Annotated in this window: 13 protein-coding genes; 10 read left to right on the top strand and 3 right to left on the bottom strand. The window is 46.8% G+C overall.

Annotated features, from left to right (window positions below):
- Positions 1-549: 549 nt before the first annotated feature.
- Positions 550-1,875, bottom strand: coding sequence for a VapE domain-containing protein (locus ACTQ53_RS12475; RefSeq protein WP_441933254.1), 1,326 nt, complete (start codon positions 1,873-1,875; stop codon positions 550-552).
- Between the two features lie 455 nt (positions 1,876-2,330).
- Between ACTQ53_RS12475 and ACTQ53_RS12480 the strand changes: the two genes are divergently transcribed.
- Positions 2,331-3,731: a hypothetical protein gene (locus ACTQ53_RS12480; RefSeq protein WP_441933256.1), complete on the top strand. Its 1,401-nt coding sequence runs from the start codon at positions 2,331-2,333 to the stop codon at positions 3,729-3,731.
- Positions 3,732-3,845: 114 nt separating this feature from the next.
- Here ACTQ53_RS12480 and ACTQ53_RS12485 read toward each other — a convergent pair whose 3' ends face one another.
- Together ACTQ53_RS12485 and ACTQ53_RS12490 are read right to left on the bottom strand one after the other, a co-directional pair.
- Positions 3,846-5,138, bottom strand: coding sequence for an ATP-binding protein (locus tag ACTQ53_RS12485; protein ID WP_441933258.1), 1,293 nt, complete (start codon positions 5,136-5,138; stop codon positions 3,846-3,848).
- Positions 5,139-5,363: 225 nt separating this feature from the next.
- On the bottom strand, positions 5,364-8,273 hold the full coding sequence (locus ACTQ53_RS12490; RefSeq protein WP_441933260.1) for an outer membrane beta-barrel protein: 2,910 nt from the start codon (positions 8,271-8,273) through the stop codon (positions 5,364-5,366).
- A 240-nt stretch (positions 8,274-8,513) separates the two neighbouring features.
- On the opposite strand from ACTQ53_RS12490, the gene leuS reads away from it, so the two are divergent.
- The 9 genes from leuS to ACTQ53_RS12535 all read left to right on the top strand — a co-directional run bounded on the left by leuS (position 8,514) and on the right by ACTQ53_RS12535 (position 20,244).
- The gene (gene leuS / locus ACTQ53_RS12495) at positions 8,514-11,375 is read left to right on the top strand and encodes a leucine--tRNA ligase (RefSeq protein ID WP_441933262.1); all 2,862 of its coding nucleotides are present in this window, start codon (positions 8,514-8,516) and stop codon (positions 11,373-11,375) included.
- 155 nt (positions 11,376-11,530) lie between these two features.
- The gene (locus ACTQ53_RS12500) at positions 11,531-12,484 is read left to right on the top strand and encodes a YitT family protein (protein WP_294969036.1); all 954 of its coding nucleotides are present in this window, start codon (positions 11,531-11,533) and stop codon (positions 12,482-12,484) included.
- A 59-nt stretch (positions 12,485-12,543) separates the two neighbouring features.
- The gene (locus ACTQ53_RS12505; RefSeq protein ID WP_153124849.1) at positions 12,544-13,155 is read left to right on the top strand and encodes a non-canonical purine NTP diphosphatase; all 612 of its coding nucleotides are present in this window, start codon (positions 12,544-12,546) and stop codon (positions 13,153-13,155) included.
- Positions 13,156-13,158: 3 nt separating this feature from the next.
- A complete protein-coding gene (locus tag ACTQ53_RS12510) occupies positions 13,159-14,100 on the top strand; it encodes a glycosyltransferase family 2 protein (protein WP_441933265.1) in 942 nt (313 codons plus the stop codon).
- Positions 14,097-16,094, top strand: a complete 1,998-nt coding sequence (gene porZ, locus ACTQ53_RS12515) for a type IX secretion system anionic LPS delivery protein PorZ (RefSeq protein WP_441933267.1) — start codon at positions 14,097-14,099, stop codon at positions 16,092-16,094. Before ACTQ53_RS12510 ends, porZ begins: the two co-directional genes overlap by 4 nt.
- Positions 16,070-17,188, top strand: coding sequence for a hypothetical protein (locus ACTQ53_RS12520; protein WP_441933269.1), 1,119 nt, complete (start codon positions 16,070-16,072; stop codon positions 17,186-17,188). Before porZ ends, ACTQ53_RS12520 begins: the two co-directional genes overlap by 25 nt.
- Positions 17,185-18,192, top strand: coding sequence for a glycosyltransferase family 2 protein (locus ACTQ53_RS12525; protein WP_294969047.1), 1,008 nt, complete (start codon positions 17,185-17,187; stop codon positions 18,190-18,192). Before ACTQ53_RS12520 ends, ACTQ53_RS12525 begins: the two co-directional genes overlap by 4 nt.
- Positions 18,180-19,130, top strand: a complete 951-nt coding sequence (locus tag ACTQ53_RS12530; RefSeq protein WP_441933271.1) for a glycosyltransferase family 2 protein — start codon at positions 18,180-18,182, stop codon at positions 19,128-19,130. Before ACTQ53_RS12525 ends, ACTQ53_RS12530 begins: the two co-directional genes overlap by 13 nt.
- A 25-nt stretch (positions 19,131-19,155) precedes the next feature.
- Positions 19,156-20,244, top strand: a complete 1,089-nt coding sequence (locus tag ACTQ53_RS12535) for a glycosyltransferase family 1 protein (protein WP_441933273.1) — start codon at positions 19,156-19,158, stop codon at positions 20,242-20,244.
- Positions 20,245-20,866 lie beyond the last annotated feature (622 nt).

The raw sequence follows: 20,866 nt of genomic DNA on the forward strand, positions 1-20,866 counted from the left end.
CAAGTGGGTACACCCCGAACCGAACTTTAATTAGCAAGATTTTCAAAGATCTCTCGTGCTTACAGCGTATAGCTGCTTAGCACATTATTGAATTATTAACGAACTATTGATTGTATAATCTATTATATAAATAGGTATGGAAGGGTACTTACGAGGTGCCGGAAAGCCTCCCGGAAGTCGTCATGATAGTCCTGACGAGTTGAAAAGAGCCTCATTCCACTTTTTGCCTGACTATGGCACAATATTGCCCTCTACTAGGGCAATTTTTTGCCATTGACGGGCGCAAAGTAATACGTCGGGAGAAAAATTTCGGGAGGTCTACCACAACCATTCGGAATATGCTCTCCGACTGCTGGAAACGTGGTTTTTCCCGTGAAAAACCTTACTCTCGATTTTACTCTTCACTCTTCACAGACTCGCCTGAAATCCCGATAAACACTGGGGTTGTGAGAGGTGAAGAGTGGTCATCCACTCTTCACAACTCTTCACCACTCTTCACAGCGGAGCCGCTTACCCTTCTGTAGGAATAAGGCTCCTCACAGTTCATTCTCAAGCCGAGAGAGCGAGGAGCTGATAGGCCTGTCCGTTTCTGGTATGCTTGCTCTTGCATCCCATAAACTTGAGAGCCTGACCTATTTTAATCTTCGTACTCAAATTTCCTACCAGCATAGGATACTGCAGATGAAGCACCTTGAATACCTCGGAGCTTACCATCCATTTGCCCTCTTCTTCCTCTTCCGGCATTCGAAAACAGTAGTTGATCATGGTCTCCAGATCATCTACCTTGAAGAAAGGCAGGTTGCACTCCTGAATGCGTGCCACCTCATCATTGGTGAACCAATAGGGGGTCTGCTTATCACGAAGCTCATACATCATTTGTGCATAGAGCTGGTCATAATTGATGGCTGAATTATTGTCAATAAACTCCCCGTCGGGAACCCGAAGACAGAGGTAGCGCCGACTTCCCGTCGGGTCGCAGAGCGGATGCTCATCATTGGTGGTTGCCAGAAATGAGGCGTATCTTCTGCGGTCAGCCTGACTCTTGCCGAAGATAGGACGACCATTCACCTTTACCTTCGAGAGGGTCTGCTTCAACTTGCCCTGCTGGGCAACGGTGATGTTGGCAAGCTCATCAACATTCACTATGAGATTGTGGGTGAGAGCCATTTCTGAATCAAACTTGTTGCCGAAGTTGATGTGGTCGAGGAAATACTGTCGAAGTTCCTCGGGCAGCAGTCGGACGGCAAAGGTACTTTTTCCGCAACCCTGCTGTCCGATAATCACCGGTACGGTTTCATTACCGTGCAGCATATCCATCTGCAGCCAATGGGCTACTGCCGAACGGAACCAGGTGGCGCACCAGGCAAGCTGTTCGCTGGTCAATCCCGGAATTCTGCCGAAAAGAGCAGCCACATGGTTCTTGCCATCCCATTTCGGCAACTTGTTCATGTATTCCCGGATAGGGTCGAAAACGGGAACAGCATCCGACTTGATGTACTCCTCGATGTCCTGTCTTGGCGACTTTTGCTCGCCGATTCCCAATTTCTTGGCGCGGCGTACGATGGAGTTGAAAGCCTCGGCTGTAAGAATCTTCCAGTTCTTCTCCTCAGGGTTCTCCTCCTTCAGAGTCACTTCTTTTTTCTCCAACTCCTTCTTCTCGGAAATCTCCTTTATTTCGGATTTCTCCTTCACCTCGGAATTTTCCGGTTCCTCTTCTTCCAGTTCCTTTACTGGTTTGATGCAGAAGAACTCGGTCTTTCCGTTCAAAACATTTCTCCGGAAGAGATAAGACTCCTCCAGAAAGCTCTCTACCTGGTAGATTGCCAGCTGATTACCTGTCATCATAGATGACTTAAAATTTCTTTTTTCTTCCATAATTCATGGCTTTAAAAATTATTAATAATGATGTGATTCGCCCTCAAAAAAGATGGGGTGAAGAGTGGTGAAGAGTGGTGAAGAGTAGGCTACCACTCTTCACGCATCTAAACAACTGTATATTAGCTATTTATAATACATTTGTGAAGAGTGAAGAGTGTTTTTGAAAATAGCTTTCTATCCACCCGCAGCCTGAAACTTCCATCCAGTCTTCTCAACTCCGGGTGCAAAGATAATCAATAGGAAAGGCGTTTTCCAAGTTTTCCCGTCTGTCGCACGCCCTTCCCGCTCCATTTGGGAAAAAATCAGAGGGGTTGTGGGAAAAGGCGTGGGAAAATCGGGCAGAGTTCTTCAGTTTTATGGGAAAACATTTGGTGATAATGATAGAAAAACGTAAATTTGCAGACTGATAACGGAACTTCGTTTCGCAAATTATTCACTATAAAACAAGAAATATGCTTCAGACTCAACAAGATAAACAAGTCCCCGCATTCAGCTACGAGGTTTTCGATCGTCAACTCGACAATTTTGCAATGATGCTCAAGGTGTTGATGGACGGATGGGAAGATTACAGCTCTCAGGAGATGACCTTCGACATCCACTCCCTATGTACCAAGGCTTCCCGACTCTGCTATCTGGCAGATCAGGACCTCGCCTTGCAGCATACCGATGTTTCCCATCATCGCAAGGAGCAGAACGAAACGTATTTTACCTCCTTCGAACTCATCATCTCCACCCAGTTTACCAAATTCATGAAAAAAGTCCTTGCCCAGGTCAAGGCTGGCAAGAAAGTAGAAGGACACTCTTCCCCAATGTTCTCCTCAGAAATCAGTACGCTCCTGCCTAAGTTGCAGGACCTGCTGCTGATGGATGGCATGAGCAGGGAATCGATACAGATAATGGTGGGAGATATCCTGAATACGGAGAAGCTGATTCAGAAAAATCATAAAATTACGAAGTTTCCGGGGGTGAGATACGAGGAACGTCTGTGGTATCTCATCCGTCTCTATTGCCTCGCCAGCTATCTGGTGCTGCATTTCCGCAGAGTTTGCCACGTTACCAGTTCAGAAATGCCACCCGAGGAAGCGGCACGATTAACGGAATGGGCTGTGCAGAAATACATCTCGGAAAAGGAAAGCAGCGAAAAGCTGGAACTGTATTTCTCCAATCTGCAGTATGACAACGATGGAAAACCGCTCAACGTGAACCAATGGCTCCAGGCCAGAAGGGAGTTGAAGCATCTGGTGCCCCAGAATCTGCTCCTGCTGTTTCTCAATAGTGCAGATGACGTGAGCCAGTTGGGTGCTTCGCTGATAAAAGTGAATTTCTCGAATGATGAATTCATGATGCTCGTGGATGCTGTGGCGAAATACCAGCTCATCACGGAGCATATCCGTGCCATAGAATTTCCGGAGGAATTCGAGCAAGACCTCCATAATGAGGTGTTCTATCTTACGGTGAATGGCCGTTCGGTGAATCTGGAGGAATTGAAGAAATCCATCTCCAAGATGGTGAATCTGGTTTCCAGGAAAAACCACTGGTTCTGCGTATGGAGCGTGCTGAAGCATCTCAACCTGATCAAGCATGAGAGTACCTTCGCCACCTTTGCCCATCAGATGATGAGTGACGACTGGTTTGGCAACATCGATCCCCGTCTCCGCTTTACGGGAGATAATCTGAGCGATTATTCCCGCTACTTCAATGAATATGATTACACCGAATGGAACGAGGAGATGTTTCTGGAGAAGAAGGAGCTGTATGGGATGACGAAGTGGTCGCCTAAGCTCTATCAGAATTTCTCCTCGCTCTGTGCCAGGATGATGCAGGCCATCTGGGGCTACAGTTTCTTCGGCTAGCCCCCTATTGATACAGGTTGATGGCAGCAAGAAAAACACATTTAAATGCCTGATTTACAAAATAATATTAAAAGTTCACAAGTTTGTGGTCCACAAACTTGTGAACTTTGTTTTTTATCCGAATATTGCAGATACGGAATATAATGGATAATTGACAAGCCAATCCTGCTCCCTGTAAGGTGACATGGATAGGCGCATACCTTTCAATCCCTGATTGCGCTCCACAAACACCCTCAGACTCTTAGCCTGTAAATTCTCCTGAGCCTTTACTTCTATCGGAATGATTCTTTCCTCATCCTGCACCAGAAAATCTATTTCACCACGTGAATTTTCTGCCGACCAATAATAGATAGACAAGGAAGATTTCTCCTTCAACTGCTGCAGGACATACTGTTCTGTCAGCGCCCCCTTGAAATCAGAAAACAGCACATTTCCTTCCAGCAAGCTTTGGGCAGGAATATTACTCATGGCTCCCATCAGTCCGATATCAGACAGGAATAACTTGAAAGCAGAGAAATCCTCGTATGCTGCCAATGGTAGCAAGGCTTTCTTACAGCGGTTTACCTTATAGATCAGCCCTGCATCTTTCAGCCATTCGATGGCGAGCTCAAAATCCTTTGCTCTGGCTCCTTCCTTCACGGCACCATAGATGAATTTCTTGTTTTCCTTGGCGAGTTGGGATGGAATGGATTTCCATACCATTCGGATACGTGGAACTTCTATAGCCGGGGCATGTTTAGAAAAATCACGCTCATACGCTTCAAGGATTCCATTTTGAATGCTTCTGACTTTAGACAGATTCCCCTCACTGGCAAAAGACTGGACAACAGCCGGCATTCCCCCTACCAGATAATACTGACGCAGGCATTCCTCAAATTTATTCCGGAACATGGTTATCATATTCCAATCCTTTGACATGAGCAGTTCCACCATACGGCTTTCACCGATTGCATCCAGGAACTCAAAGAATGTAAGAGGATATAAATGCATGAAATCTACTTTACCTACAGGAAAAGAGTCTTTCTGATGCATTGCTATTCCGAGCAACGAACCTGCAGCTACGACATGATATTGAGGTGCTTTTTCTGCAAAATACTTTAATGCAGTGATACCCCTGGGCGCTTCTTGTATCTCATCAAGAATGATAAGCGTATCTTCGTCTATAGAAACGCCTGTACTCCATTGTATGCTATTAATAATACGGGGGATATCAAAGTCATGAGCAAAAACTTCCCGGAGCATTTCATTGTCTTCGAAGTTTACATACGCACTACGGGGATAGGCCTCTTTGGCAAATTCCTGCATCAACCAGGTTTTGCCAACTTGGCGGGCTCCAAGCATGATCAACGGCTTTCGGTCGTTGCTTGCTTTCCATTGATATAGGTATTTGATGGCATTTCTCTTCATAACTATCTGACTATTTGATGTTTCTGAATGCAAAGATACATTTTTTATTTCAAAGAACACAAAAAGTCGTCCTTAAAAATGTATAAAATCACAAAAAGTCGTCCTTAAAAGTGTATAAAACCACAAAAAGTCGTCCTTAAAAGTGTATAAAACCACAAAAAGTCGTCCTTAAAAGTGTATTTGTATCATACATCCAAAGCCCCCACAAGCCTCATACCCCCACAATTATTTCTTACTCTTCGGCGCCTTGCTGAATTTATACATCAAATGCACCATCGCATAGCTTGGCAGCGTATTGTTCCATTTCTCTGTCTTGCCCTGTCCGCCCACCTCATACACGGTGCTCGAGAGATTCTGAAGAATATCAAAAGCCTCTGCCTTCAGCGTCAGCTTGCCTTTGCAGAACGAACGGGCTAGCGAGGCATTCCATACCAGATCACTGGTGTTAAACGACTTCTCGCTGTAACCACGCCTGCAATATTCCTTCAGGTCGGTAGAGAGCGAAATGCCCAGAGGCAAGGTGTAAGTCATGTTGCCACCATACTCAAAATCATAGGCATTCAATTTCTCGAAATTGCTGCGGTCGCTCGTACCATGCTTCCACTCCACCTTTCCACCCAAGTTGATGCTCAACTTGTCTTTCTGATACTTGAAGTACAAACTGTTACCCAACTCAGTTCTGAGCACATAGCAGAGCTGAGTAGAATTATCATCGTAAGCAATATCAAAATCCTTGCGGCGTAAACCGTTAAACCACAGACGATAATCCAGACGGAACAATCTTGCCTTGTCAAGAGCCACACCATAAGATGTCGTTGTCCAGAAATCCCAGTTGCCGCCACCACCAATATTATCACTCATATAGGTGTAGCCACCCGTCTGCGAATTATAAGTAGTACGGGTACCCACAAGATTGTGATAGAAATTACCCGTAGCGAAGAATCCTATATACTGCTGATTCTTGAGTCCGTTGAAACGGATGTTTACATCGTAATGATGATACAGCGAATTCTCCAGGTCCGGATTGTTCACCCTCACCGCCAGAGGATTCGAATTGTCTCTGTATGGCATGATGCTGAAGAAATCAGGCGTCAGGCTCTGCATATAATAATATAAGCGGATAGACTTCTTATCGTCACTACAATCATACATGAACGATGGCATGAACACCACACGGTTTCTCCGGGCTATCGTGTCGAGAGCCGAAGTATGGTAATTGAGACGCTCTTTTTCTTCAGAAATGCTCAGCGATAGAAACAGGTATGAAAATCTATCATTTCTTCGGAATACAAGTTCACCACCCGTATTCTTTTTCATCGTCTGATAGCTTCTACTCACATCCTCGTCTATCACCCCCGAAAGCTGCTCCATGTTAGAAGGCAGCGTGGCGAACATCAGTTCCGGATTGGCTATCCAGTCGCCGCCAAGCTCATCCAGGCGGTATTTCAAGCCCTTCACCGATTGATAGGTCTGCGCAAATTTGGGTCCTATAAACATTGTCCATTTTGAATATGGAAATTCTATTCCATACTTCAAGCTGGCATTCATATCATAGCTGTTCTGTCTGCTGTCGTTGTAATAGTTACGCAAGTCCTTCTCGCCAGTCTTGAAATACTCATTGCGGTTCAGGCTGAAAGACTCGTTTGGCTTAGAGCTGGCATAGCTTCCATTCAAATCCAGTTCTATTCTATCACCCCAAGGCAACTTATACCATACCAGAGCTGTCTGACTACCTGTGAATGCATGCACTTTAGAGCGTGATTGATAGAGCGACCGGTTGGTGATGATGTCGTGCAGGCTGCCACTTACATTCTGTGCAAAGGTAGAATCGATGGTCTGCCTGATATCGCCCCATCTTTCAGGATTGGCAGAATAGGTAGCACTGAGGTTTGACGAAGATGACTTTCTGTCGGAGTAGTCGATACGGGTATCCAACCATACTCCCAACTTTCCACTCACCTGGAAGTTATTGTAGAGGTTGAAACTATGGTTGTCGCTGCGCGAATCACTGATACTTCTACCGAAGATATTGCCAGTAGAGGCAAAATTCTCCTGCGAGCTGTGGGTCAAGTCATGCGTATTGTCCCAAGCAAACGTAACGTTTCCCTGCTCTCTTATCTCCTGACTCTTCGATGTCGTATTAAAGTCAACGCCCACTTGGCGGGTAGTCTTCTGTCCCTGTGGACTGTTGGAAGGCGACCAGTCGCCCTGACTTCCCGGTCTTCGTGTTTCGTTCTTGTTATTCATATTGCCGAATACCGAGATTCGAGAATTGTCAGTGTAGTAGAGACCGAAGAGACGAGCCAGATAGCGGTCTTCGCTTCCCCCCGCCGCCTCCATGTTGGCGATGTATCCACGGGAGTACTCACGCTTCAGGGCCACATCCATCACATAGTCTTTCTTCTCCATCTCCTTCCCCATGAGTCGGCTTTTTTCAGAAGAACGGTCATACACCTTCAGTTCCTTTACGGTATAGTAAGGAAGATTGTCGAGCATCACCTGATTTTTCCCCTTGAAGAAGTCTTTTCCGTTGAGGAGCAGATAATCTATCTTTTTTCCGTTTACGTAAATATCGCCATTACTCTTCATTTCGGCTCCCGGCATCTGTCTTACAAGCGCATCGAGCATGGAACCCTCAGGCACATTGAATGCGCTGGCGTTAAAGACGAGCGTGTCGCCACGGTAAGCCAGCTTCACCTTGGTGCCAGTCACCACCACGCCATCGAGGGCAACATCCCTACTGATTTTCTTCTTGAGCAAAAGCGAAGGGAATAAGAAATTTTTATTGCGTGCTATGTATTTGATGGTATGATTGATACAGTTCGTCTCATAGCCTTCACACTCTGCCTTGACGATATAAGTAGCGGGACGTGCTGGGACTTGAGTATGATAAAAGAGGTGTTTTTCCCATCCACTCGTAGTCATGGTATCTATCACGTTGCTGTCCTTGTCCATCACCGTGACAAAGGCCTTCAGATAGGTTTGGGTAAACGAATCTTTCACGTCACCATAGACTTCTACTTTATGCTCTTTCTTTTTCTTGTCTTGGTTGTTTTGCTGTTGCAGCTGATTGCCGTAAGCATAATTAGGCAATACAGCCATCAAAAACAAGATAATCAAGTTAATAGATTTCATATTATTATCAGTTAGTTATTATTCACCACATTCTCTCATCTACCTACCGTATTGCCCCATCAGGCAGCAAAGATACTGATAGACTTTGCAAAGATACAAAAAAAACTCTACTCGCATTCCTTTTCTAAAAATAAATGACGATTTATTTTGTAATATGCTAAAATAAATGTAATTTTGCACCTTGAATGGGGTTTTACCTTATTATATTTAAGAAAAGAAACATAATTATTAGATAAAACAATGGAATACAACTTCAGAGAAATCGAGAAGAAATGGCACCAGAAATGGGTCGAGAACAAGACCTACAAGGTGACTGAGGATGAAAACAAGAAGAAATTCTATGTGCTCAACATGTTCCCTTATCCATCAGGAGCTGGTCTGCACGTAGGTCACCCACTTGGTTATATCGCTAGCGATATCTATGCACGCTACAAGCGTTTGAACGGATTCAACGTACTGAACCCTATGGGTTACGATGCTTACGGTTTGCCTGCTGAGCAGTATGCTATCCAGACAGGTCAGCACCCAGAGGTTACTACCGTGGCCAACATCAACCGCTACCGCGAGCAGCTCGACAAGATTGGCTTCTGCTTCGATTGGGATCGCGAGGTCCGCACCTGCGACCCTAAGTATTACCATTGGACTCAGTGGGCTTTCCAGAAGATGTTCAACTCATTCTTCTGCAACAGCTGCCAGAAGGCTCAGCCTATCGAAAAGCTCATCAAGCGCTTCGAGGAGAAGGGTTCTGCTGACCTGAACGTGGCTCAGAACGAGCAGATTGACTTCACAGCCGAGGAATGGAACAGCTACGACGACGTGAAGAAGCAGCAGATCCTGATGAACTACCGCATCGCTTACCTCGGTGAAACGATGGTAAACTGGTGCCCAGGCCTGGGTACTGTGCTTGCCAACGACGAGGTAGTAAACGGCGTAAGTGAGCGTGGCGGTTATCCTGTCATCCAGAAGAAGATGCAGCAGTGGTGTCTGAGAACTTCTGCTTACTCTCAGCGTCTGCTCGACGGATTGGAGACCATCCAGTGGAGCGACAGCATCAAGGAAACCCAGAAGAACTGGATTGGCCGTTCTGAGGGTACAGAGGTAGTATTCTCTGTAAAGGACAGCGACGTGAAGTTCACCATCTTCACCACCCGTGCCGATACTATGTTTGGTGTAACCTTCATGGTTCTGGCTCCAGAGAGCGAGTATGTGCAGCAGGTAACTACTGCCGAGCAGAAGGAAGATGTGGAGAAATATCTCGACTACGTGAAGAAGCGTACCGAGTTGGACCGTATGGCTAACCACAGCGTAACCGGTGTATTCTCAGGAAGCTACGCCATCAATCCATTCACCGGTGAGGCAATTCCAATATGGATTTCAGAATATGTATTGGCAGGATATGGTACAGGTGCCATCATGGCTGTGCCTGCTCACGATAGCCGTGACTACGCCTTCGCCAAGCACTTCAACCTGCCTATCATTCCTCTTATCGAGGGTGCTGATGTTTCAGAGGAGAGCTTCGATGCCAAGGAAGGTATCGTAACCAACTCACCTGTAGCAGGCAAGAGCAGCATGGACGGTTTCTCTCTGAACGGACTCACCGTGAAGGAGGCTATCGCAGCTACCAAGAAGTTTGTTACCGAGAAGGGCATCGGTAGAGTAAAGGTAAACTATCGTCTCCGCGACGCCATCTTCTCTCGTCAGCGCTACTGGGGTGAGCCATTCCCTGTATATTACAAGGACGGAATGCCACAGATGGTTCCAGAGGAGTGCCTGCCACTCGAATTGCCTGAGATTGAGACCTACAAGCCTACAGAGACTGGCGAGCCACCATTGGGCAGAGCTAAGAAGTGGGCTTGGGATACTGAGAAAAAAGAGGTGGTTGACAAGAGCCTCGTAGACAACAAGACCGTATTCCCACTGGAGCTCAACACCATGCCAGGTTTCGCAGGTTCTTCTGCTTACTACCTGCGCTACATGGATCCTCACAACGACGAGGCACTCGTAAGCAAGGAAGCTGATGAGTACTGGCAGAACGTGGACCTCTACGTAGGTGGTTGCGAGCATGCTACCGGTCACCTGATTTACTCCCGTTTCTGGAACAAGTTCCTCTTCGACCTCGGCGTAAGCTGCAAGGAAGAGCCATTCCAGAAGCTGGTGAACCAGGGTATGATTCAGGGTCGCTCTAACTTCGTTTACCGCATCAACAGCGATGACCACGACAAGGCTCCTGTATTCGTAAGCTTGAACCTGAAGAAGGATTACGACGTAACTCCTATCCACGTAGATGTAAACATCGTAAGCAACGATGTTTTGGATATAGAGGCATTCAAGGCTTGGCGCCCTGAGTATCAGAACGCTGAATTCATCCTGGAGGATGGCAAGTACATCTGCGGATGGGCCATCGAGAAGATGTCTAAGAGTATGTTCAACGTGGTAAATCCAGATATGATTGTCGAGAAGTATGGTGCTGATACCCTGCGTCTCTACGAAATGTTCCTGGGTCCTGTAGAGGCAAGCAAGCCTTGGGATACCAACGGTATCGACGGTTGCCACCGCTTCCTGAAGAAGTTCTGGGGCTTGTTCTATGAGAACCGCACCGACAACTTCCTTCCATCAGCCGACGAGGCTGCGAAGCCAGAGAGTCTGAAGAGCGTTCACAAGCTCATCAAGAAGGTAAGCGAGGATATTGAGAAGTTCTCTTACAATACTTCTATCTCAGCCTTCATGATTGCCGTGAACGAGCTCGGTCAGCAGAAGTGCCGCAACAAAGAACTGCTCACAGACCTCGTGATCCTCATCGCTCCATTCGCTCCACACATCGCAGAAGAGTTGTGGGCAGCACTTGGCGAGCAGGGCAGCGTCTGCGATGCAGCATGGCCTAAGTATGATGAGCAGTATCTGAAGGAGAACGATATGCAGCTCACCATTTCCTTCAACGGTAAAGCTCGCTTCCAGATGACTTTCCCTGTGGATACTCCTAACGAGGAAATCCAGAAGCAGGTATTGGCAGACGAGAAGAGCCAGAAGTACTTGGAAGGATTCAACGTGTTGAAAGTGATCATCGTACCAAAGAAGATCGTCAACGTTGTGTTGAAAAAGTAATTTACTGATAACAGGAAGTTAAGGAGTTAAGGAGTAAAAGGAGTTAAGACAATTGTATATCCTGTCAATAGAAGATATACGAAAACAAAAGCTGTTGTCTTAACTCTTAACTTCCTTTAACTCCTTAACTACTTTTAAAATACGAGGAAAATATTATGCAAATAGCAATCAGTCAGAGAATTAAGAACGAAATAAAGGACTATTTCTACATTACATTGGGTCTGTTGCTTTACACATTTGGATGGACCATCTTTCTGCTTCCATACCAGATAGTAACAGGTGGCGTAACGGGTATCGCAGCCGTGATTTACTACGGCACGGGGATACCTATCTATTTGTCTTATTTTCTCATCAATGCCGCCTTGCTGCTGGCTGCGCTGAAGATTCTGGGATTCAAGTTCATGGTGAAGACCGTCTATGCCATCATCATGCTCTCCCTATTCCTGGCTCTGGCACAAGACTTGATGATAGGTGAAGACGGCAAGATGGTACAGGTGCTGGGAGAGGGACAGGACTTCATGTCGCTCATCATCGGCTGTCTGTTTACAGGCTTGTCGCTCGCCATCGTCTTCCTGCACAATGGAAGTACGGGAGGAACGGATATCATCGCCGCCATCGTGAATAAATACCATAATATCTCGCTGGGACGGGTGCTCATCTTCGTGGACCTCGTCATCGTGGGCAGTTCCTTCTTCGTCTTCAATGCTAAACCGGAATTCACTACGATTGATGCAGTAAGAAAGGTAGTATTCGGTCTCTGTACGATGGTGATAGAGAATCTGGTACTCGACTATGTGATGAATGCCAAGCGAGAGAGTGTGCAATTCATGATATTCAGCAAGAAATATCAGGAGATAGCCAACGCCATCGGTATGCAGATGAATCATGGTGTGACGATTCTTGATGGTCACGGCTGGTACACGGGTGATGAGATGAAAGTGCTCTGTATCCTGGCAAAAAAGAACGAGAGCGTCACCATCTTCCGTATTGTGAAAATCATCGACCCGAATGCCTTCGTCAGCCAGAGTGCCGTCATCGGTGTATATGGCGAGGGATTTGATGAAATGAAAGTGAAAATCAAGGACAAGGATATTAAGAAACTGAAGTAGTGATTACTTATTCTTATTAGTGATTGCTTAGTTAGAGATTATTTGAAAAATTGAAAATTATGAAGATAGTATTTGCAACCAACAACCAGCATAAACTGCAGGAAATACGCGACATCCTGGGCAGCGACTACGAGGTAGTTTCGCTGAAGGAAATAGGATGCAACGTGGACATTCCTGAAACCGGAAACACACTGGAAGAGAATGCTTTGCAGAAAGCACAGTATGTTTACGACCATTATCATCTGAGCTGCTTTGCCGATGATACCGGACTGGAGGTAGAGGCGCTGGATGGTGCTCCGGGCGTTCATAGTGCCCGATATGCTGAGGGAACCGACCACGACAGCGAGGCTAACATGGCCAAGCTGTTGAGAGAACTGAATGGGAAAGAGAACAGAAAGGCTCGCTTCCGTACCGTTATCTGCTACATAGAGAAGCAGGATGTATGTCCTTGCGGATGTACCAGCATCAAGAAAATCCATCAGTTTGACGGCATCGTAAACGGTTCTATCGCTACCGAGAAGCACGGCACGGAAGGCTTCGGCTACGACCCTATTTTCGTTCCTGAAGGCTACGACAAGAGCTTTGCCGAACTGGGCGAGGAAATCAAGAACGGCATCAGCCATAGAGCCAGAGCCGTGGCTAAACTGGCAGAATATCTGAAAAAGAAATAAGGTATGATTAATACCCTTTCGATATTAATCCCTACATATAATAATGTATGTATTGAGCTTGTAAAGTCCTTACAGGCTCAAGCTTCATTATTGTCTTCTTCCTCGGAAACCCGCTCTTCTTCCCAGGAATCATCCTCCTGTTTCGAATACGAAATCCTGGTTGCCGATGATGGTTCTACCGATAAGGGAACCGTAGAGGAGAACCGAATCATCAACACCCTCCCCCATTGCCGATATATCGAAAGAGAAGAAAACGTGGGCAGGGCTGCCATCCGGAATTTCCTGGCACAGGAGGCAAAATATCCCTGGCTGCTGTTTATCGACAGCAACATGAACATTATCAGCCAGCAGTATCTTGCCGATTATCAAAGAGAAAAGGAAAACGATGTTATCTATGGCGGTTATCAGATAAAACGGGATGCTGAAACCAGAGAACGGCTGAGGTATAACTTACGATATATCTTCGAATCAGCCGGCACGCAGAATGGAAATCATCTCCAGCGCCAGGCTAATCCCTATGCAGATTTCCACACCTCCAACTTCATCGTGAAGCGGAATATCATGCTCAGATATCCCTTCGACGAAAGGTTTATCCACTATGGATATGAAGATGTACTATGGGGTAAAAACCTGAAAGACAACCACATATCCATTCTACACGTAGATAATCCACTGGGTTATGAACACTTTATCGGCAACATGTCGTTTATCCGCAAGACAGAGGAAAGCCTGCACACCCTCTATCAGTTCAGAACCGAACTGCAGGGCTATTCCAGGATCATCAGTTATGCCGGCAAGCTGAAGCGCTGCCGTCTCTATCCGCTCTGCCAGCATCTCTTTCCGCTGCTGAGTCTACCAATAAAAGCAAGGCTCACAGGCAATAAACCCAGCATTTTTCTGTTTAATATATATAAGTTATTATATTATATACATCTGGATATATGAGCAAGAAAATATTGATACTCCTTACGTTCCTGATTCTGCAGGTTGCATCCAACCGCACATTCGCTGCCATCGGCGACTGGAAAGCCTATATGGCATATAGCGAAGTGCAGGAGATAGAACCCGCAGGAAACCTGATTTTCGTACAGGCTTCCAACAATCTATATGTCTACAACAGGAACGACCAGAGTATCCAGACCTTCAGCAAGGTAGACTATCTGAGCGACTGCGATATCCAGCACATCGCCTACAACAAGGCTGCCGGACGCCTGCTGATTCTCTACAGAAATGCCAATATCGACCTGATGAACAGCAGTAATTTCGAAGTTCAGAACCTTTCTGATTACTATACGGCTGCTACCACCGGCGATAAATCGGTAAACGATATCTATATATATGGTAAATATGCCTATCTCAGCAACGGTTTCGGCATCGTCAAGGTGAACGTGGCAGATGGCGAAATCAGCGATACCTATCAGCTCGGATTCAAGGTTGACTGGTGCGAGATAAAAGACCGGTATATCTATGCCTACAGCCAGGCGAGCGGACAATACCGTGCCCCGCTCACCAGCAACCTGCTCGATAAGAGCAGCTGGAGCAGGGTGGGAGATTATGCTGCCCGGAAGCAGGAAGACAAGAGCGAACTCAGGCAGATAGTAAGCACCCTGAAGCCGGGAGGTCCGAAGTATAACTACTTTGGATTCATGAAGTTCGACCGGGGACAGCTATATACCTGCGGAGGCGGCTATAACGTGATGCAGGACATGCGACGCCCAGGCTGCATCCAGCTTCTGGACAACCAGGAATGGAACATCTATGAAGACAATTTTCATGAGGCTGCCGGAAATCCTTCCTATATGGACATCAACTGCATCGATTTCAATCCGCTGCATCCCGATACCCTTTTTGCATGCGGAAGAACCGGACTCTACAAGTTTGCCGATGGCAGATTCATCAAGCATTACAGCTACGACAACAGTCCGCTGGTTTCCGTATTCGGTTCAGACAAGAACTACGTGGTCGTGCAGGGCCTTACGTTCGACAGCCAGGGCAAGCTCTGGCTCATCAACAGCATGAACAAGGAAAAGAACCTGCTCACCTATCAGGACGGAATCTGGACGGCGCTTTCGCAGAACGAGTTATCTACATTGCCCAACATGAGCCATCTGCTGATAGACAGCAGGAACATCCTGTGGTTCAGCAACGACAACTGGCAGAATCCGGCATTCTTCAGATATGACATGACGAACAACAAGCTGTATTCTACCACCAATTTCATCAATGAGGATGAAACTAAGTTTACAACTTATTGGCTGAAGGATATCAAGGAAGACCGGTTACACAACATCTGGCTGGCAACGGATGCGGGTCCGATACTGATAGAAAAGAAGGAAACAACCCAGGAATCCCCGGTATTGACGCAGGTGAAGATTCCGAGAAACGACGGTACCAATTTTGCCGACTATCTGCTGGGAGGCGTAAGCATCAGCGCCATCGCCATCGATGAGGGCAACAGAAAATGGTTTGGAACCAGCAGCAACGGTGTCTATCTCATCAGCGACGACAATATGGAGGAAATCCATCATTTCACGTCGGGCAACAGTCCTCTGCTCTCTGACAACATCGAGTCGATAGCCATCAACGATGCCACCGGCGAGGTATTCTTCGGCACCGACAAGGGTCTCTGCTCCTATATGAGCAACGCCAGCAAGACCAATGACGAAATGACCAGTGGCAATGTCTGGGCCTATCCTAACCCCGTGAAACCTGATTATACGGGACTCATCACCATCACCGGATTGTCATTCCAGGCAGATGTCAAGATTGTCACTTCCAACGGTGTCCTCGTAAACCAGGGCAAAAGCAACGGAGGCTCCTATACCTGGGACGGCAGAAACAGGAAGGGAGAAAAAGTGGCTAGCGGTATCTATATGGTAGAAACGGCAACAAACGAAGGTAATCAAGGAACAGTATGCAAAATTGCAATCATCAGATAAAAGATATAAATACATATATTCTATATGTGCTCTATTTTCTCATCAATGCTTTGTTCATCACGAAGTATCTGATGAGGATAAGCCTCTCTGTCACCCTTCTGGTGCTTTCTGCCTACCTTCTTGCCGGTCTGCTTCTCCCCCGTCTTGCTGCTCGTGTAGGGCATGTGGGCAGTCGCAGCCTCTGGTTCGCCATCCTCGGCTTCATCCTCGTTTTGGCAGGCATGCAATATCTCATCGACCCCTATCAGATACAGGTAGACAGATGGTCGGCAATCCACAATTTCATCAATTATCAGGTGCATGGCAGATACCCCTATATGGCTCCAACCCATCTGGGCGGCTACGGATCTCCCTTCCCCGTCTGGCAGTTTCTGCACATCCCGTTCTATTATCTCAACAATGTAGGACTCTCCATTTTTGCGGTCTTAGCCTTCACGCTATATACCGTCAAACGCCTGTATGGCAACAGGGCAACACTCTGTTTCCTAGCGTGTCTGCTCTATTCTCCAGCCTTCCTATACGAGATATTCGTCAGGAGCGACCTGATGGCAAACTTCCTACTGGTGCTGGCAGTCATCAACCTGCTGCTGATAAAGCAGGCTGGTTTATCCACCCGTCCCGTACTCTTTTCCCTCCTGCTGGGAATGCTGCTCAGCACGCGGTTGGCAGTCGCCATTCCGTTCTTCATCTTCCTGCTGCGCCCCTTCCTTTCATTAAACCTTCGGAGGAAAACAAGCTTTTTATTGGGAATTTTCCTGACATTCAGCCTCACGTTTCTCCCCTTCCTGCTGTGGGATATGAAGAGTCTGCTGTTCTTCGAATACAATCCCTTCGTCCTGCAGACCCGCCAGGGCAGCCTGTCGGGCATCCTCCTGCTGATACCTGTCATGATCTATCTCGCATTCAGCTGGCAGGACAGCAGAAGAAGACTGTATGGCAACATAGGCTACGGACTCTTCCTCCTCACCGCCGTCACGTTCATCATCAATATGGCAACATCGGGCAACTACCAGCTGTTCAGTCCCACATACGACATCTCCTATTTCAGCATGTCGCTTCCATTCATCATCATAGCAAACATCAGAAAGTCATGAAACTGAGCATTATCATACCCGTATATCGCACGCAGGATACCCTGGAAAGATGCCTGGAGAGTATCCTGCAGCAATCATTCACCGACTATGAGATGATTCTCGTAGACGATGGATCAGACGACGGCAGTCCCCAGCTCTGCGATGAATATGCCCGGAAAGATGCCCGCATCAGGGTGATTCACAAGGAAAACGGAGGCTTGAGCGATGCCCGCAATGCCGGAATCAGAAAGGCACGGGGAGAATATATCACCTTTGTGGATAGCGATGATACGATGGTGGATAACACCCTGGAAAACCTGATTCAGGAAATCGGGAAGCATCCCCATGTCGACATTCTGGAGTATTCTGTATCAGAGAGATACGGCAACCGGAAGAGACAGTCAGAACTCACCTTCACGCCTGCCGAATATCAGAATCCGCTGGACTACTGGTTTGCCGAAAGGGGATATCAGCATACCTATGCCTGGAATAAGATCTACAGGCGCCATCTCTTCGACGACGTAGAATTTCCCAAGGGCAGGACCTTCGAAGACGCATGGACCACCCCGCTGCTGATAAGACTGGTTTCTGACAGGAAGGACGAAAAAGCCTTCCCCGTCATCAGGGTCACGGATATAGGGAAATACGTCTATCACTGGAACAGTCGGGGCATCACAGCCCAGGCAAAATATGGGGATTTGAAATCATTATACGATGCCCATATCCGCATCCTGACCAGCATCATGCACCGGTTCAAGGCGCATCCCGCCTATATGCAGCAATACGGAGAACAGCTGCAGGACTATATGGCGCAGATACTGAACATCATGCTCGATCTCTACGACGTTTCCGGGAAGCTGGAACCTTCCCCGCCCCTCGTGGAATATCTTGCCGGGATAGATAAAGGAATCCATCCGTTTAAACTTCAACTTCTTAAAATATTAGGTTATCAACGATTATGCAAAGTCAATCATCTTATACATCAAATTCTCTGTCTGGGCAGAAAGCTCAGATGCCACTGGTAAGTTTCATCATCACCACCTACAACCTGCCGTCAGAATATCTGGAATTCTGCCTGAAAAGCATCCTGCAGCTCTCGCTCAATCCAAAGGAGCGCGAAATCATCATCGTCGACGATGGAAGCGACCTCTCGCCCATCCACGACCTGATGGACTATCAGGACGATTTCATCTATCTGCGCCAGCGCAACCAGGGCTTGTCGATAGCCCGGAACACGGGCATCAAGATAGCTACCGGCAAATTTCTGCAGTTTATTGACGGCGATGACTATCTGCTCCAGCGGGGCTATGAACACTGTCTCGATTTGGTGAGATATCACAACCCCGACATCGTATATTTCGAATTGACGGATAAGGAGATTAAGGAGGTACCTTATTCATATACCGAACCGGTTAGCGGCAGTATCTTCCTGCACAACAACAACTTGCGGGGTTCAGCCTGCAGCTATGTCTTCAGGAGAGATATCCTGCAGAACCAGCGCTTCACCCCGGGCATCCTGCACGAGGACGAGGAATTCACCCCGCTCCTCTTCCTGAAGGCTGAAAGAGTCATCACCACCGATGCCAGGGCATATTTCTACCGCACGAGGAAAGACTCCATCATGCATCAGAAGGAGAATATGCGCCACAATCTGAGGCGACTCGCCGATACCGAGCTCGTCATCTGCCATCTGCAGGAGAAGGCGGCGCTACTGTCTGATACGGAGAGAGTGGCCCTCAACCGCAGAATAGCCCAGCTCACCATGGACTATCTCTACAACACTATCCTGCTCACCCGCAGCACCCGTCATCTGGAAGATGCCATGAAGCGGCTCCACGACAAGGGGCTCTATCCGCTTCCAGACAAGAAATACACCAAGAAATACCAGCTGTTCTGCAAGGCGATAAGAAGCAAGGTGGGCAGAAGACTCATGGTCATGACCCTGCCCCAGCTGAAGGGATAAAAATACATTTTTAGATTCATAGGATATGAAAATACTACTCATGGGAGAATACAGCAACGTTCATGCCACACTTGCCGAAGGACTCCGACAGCTGGGGCATCAGGTTACCGTGCTCTCTAACGGCGACTTCTGGAAGAACTATCCGCGGGATATCGACCTGGTCAGGAAGCCCGGGAAATGGGGCGGAATAGCGTATATGGCACGGTTGTATGCGCTGTTGCCCAAGCTTCGCGGATATGATGTCGTACAGCTCATCAATCCCATGTTTCTCGAGTTGAAGGCAGAGCGCATCCTACCCGTCTACCGCTATCTGAAACGGCACAACGGGAAGATCATCCTGGGCGGTTTCGGGATGGACTATTATTGGGTGAGTGGCTGCTGCAACGACCAACCGCTGAGATACAGCGATTTCAATATGGGAGAGACCCTGCGGACCAACGCTGACGCCCTGAAGGAAAGGAAAGACTGGCTGGGCACGGAGAAGGAAAGACTCAACAGAATCATAGCCGGCGAGTGCGACGGCATCGTGACGGGACTCTATGAATACTGGGCATGCTATCACCCGAAATTCCCCGCAAAGACCACCTTTATCCCTCTCCCCATCAAGCCCCATGACCTGGAACCGACTCAGGAGGATAGTGATAAGGTAAGGGTTTTCATCGGCATCAACAGAAGCCGGAGCGAATATAAGGGTACTGACATCATGCTGAAGGCTGCCCAGGCGATAGCAGAAAAATATCCCAACAGGATGGAACTGCGCCAGGCAGAAAACCTGCCCTTCCGCGAATACGTAAGGATGATGAACGGGAGCGATGCCATCCTCGACCAGCTTTACAGCTACACTCCCTCCATGAATCCGCTGGAAGCGATGTCCAGAGGCATCATCTGCATAGGAGGTGGAGAACCGGAAAACTACGAGATTCTTCATGAAACCCAGCTTCGTCCCATCATCAACGTAGAGCCCAGCTACGAGAGTGTCTACGGAGAACTGGAAAAACTCATCCTGCATCCAGAGCGGATACCTCTGTTAAAAAAGCAAAGTATGGAATATATAGAAAAGCACCACCATTATATAAAGGTGGCTCGCGAATATGAAACCATTTACAGGAAATAAAAAAAAAGAGCACTCAATCACTTGAGCACTCTTTTTTATAATTAGATTAAACTTTCTAATTTTATTTGTATAAGTAAAAGATGATGAAAAGACGTTTCACAACGTCCGTTTGTTTTAACTGATGCAAAGATACAACATTTCGGATTACCAATATCGTAAATTTTGTCTTTTCAGGATGTTAAAAATATTGTTTTATATAAAAGAAAATAGTTTTTACCACCTATCAACCAGTTTTTACCACCTTTATCGATACTCTCTTTTCTTTTTCCGACAATATTTACCGTACATTTTGTTAATAAAGGACGGCGCCCAGGGTTTTCAGGACGCCTTGTGCACTGCTTCTGGGCCTTCAGCCCGTTCTTGAGACCACATACAAGGGGTCTGTAGAGCAAGAAGGCTGGCTTATAGGGCCAAATACTCCAAACCTTATCTCAATTTCAGTTATTTCAGTTATTTCAGTTTTCAGCGTGCCCCTATATGTTAGATATGTAGTTACGAATTGTAAGTAAATTATATATCTTATTTATATATATATATATATATATAAGATACTACTATAAAGAGAAAAGTACTAAGGCGCTGAAAACTGAAATAACTGAAATAACTGAAATTGAAATAATAA

Origin of the sequence: Prevotella sp. Sow4_E9_plate (genome assembly GCF_052116205.1) — a bacterium.
Classification (GTDB): domain Bacteria; phylum Bacteroidota; class Bacteroidia; order Bacteroidales; family Bacteroidaceae; genus Prevotella.

Excerpts from the sequence above, each read along its gene's own strand:
- ACTQ53_RS12520 (WP_441933269.1), top strand. The coding sequence starts at position 16,070 with ATGCAAAATTGCAATCATCAGATAAAAGATATAAATACATATATTCTA.
- ACTQ53_RS12505 (WP_153124849.1), top strand. The coding sequence starts at position 12,544 with ATGAAGATAGTATTTGCAACCAACAACCAGCATAAACTGCAGGAAATA.
- leuS (WP_441933262.1), top strand. The coding sequence starts at position 8,514 with ATGGAATACAACTTCAGAGAAATCGAGAAGAAATGGCACCAGAAATGG.
- ACTQ53_RS12510 (WP_441933265.1), top strand. The coding sequence starts at position 13,159 with ATGATTAATACCCTTTCGATATTAATCCCTACATATAATAATGTATGT.
- ACTQ53_RS12535 (WP_441933273.1), top strand. The coding sequence starts at position 19,156 with ATGAAAATACTACTCATGGGAGAATACAGCAACGTTCATGCCACACTT.
- ACTQ53_RS12490 (WP_441933260.1), bottom strand. The coding sequence starts at position 8,273 with ATGAAATCTATTAACTTGATTATCTTGTTTTTGATGGCTGTATTGCCT.
- ACTQ53_RS12475 (WP_441933254.1), bottom strand. The coding sequence starts at position 1,875 with ATGGAAGAAAAAAGAAATTTTAAGTCATCTATGATGACAGGTAATCAG.
- ACTQ53_RS12485 (WP_441933258.1), bottom strand. The coding sequence starts at position 5,138 with ATGAAGAGAAATGCCATCAAATACCTATATCAATGGAAAGCAAGCAAC.
- ACTQ53_RS12480 (WP_441933256.1), top strand. The coding sequence starts at position 2,331 with ATGCTTCAGACTCAACAAGATAAACAAGTCCCCGCATTCAGCTACGAG.
- porZ (WP_441933267.1), top strand. The coding sequence starts at position 14,097 with ATGAGCAAGAAAATATTGATACTCCTTACGTTCCTGATTCTGCAGGTT.
- ACTQ53_RS12525 (WP_294969047.1), top strand. The coding sequence starts at position 17,185 with ATGAAACTGAGCATTATCATACCCGTATATCGCACGCAGGATACCCTG.
- ACTQ53_RS12530 (WP_441933271.1), top strand. The coding sequence starts at position 18,180 with ATGCCACTGGTAAGTTTCATCATCACCACCTACAACCTGCCGTCAGAA.
- ACTQ53_RS12500 (WP_294969036.1), top strand. The coding sequence starts at position 11,531 with ATGCAAATAGCAATCAGTCAGAGAATTAAGAACGAAATAAAGGACTAT.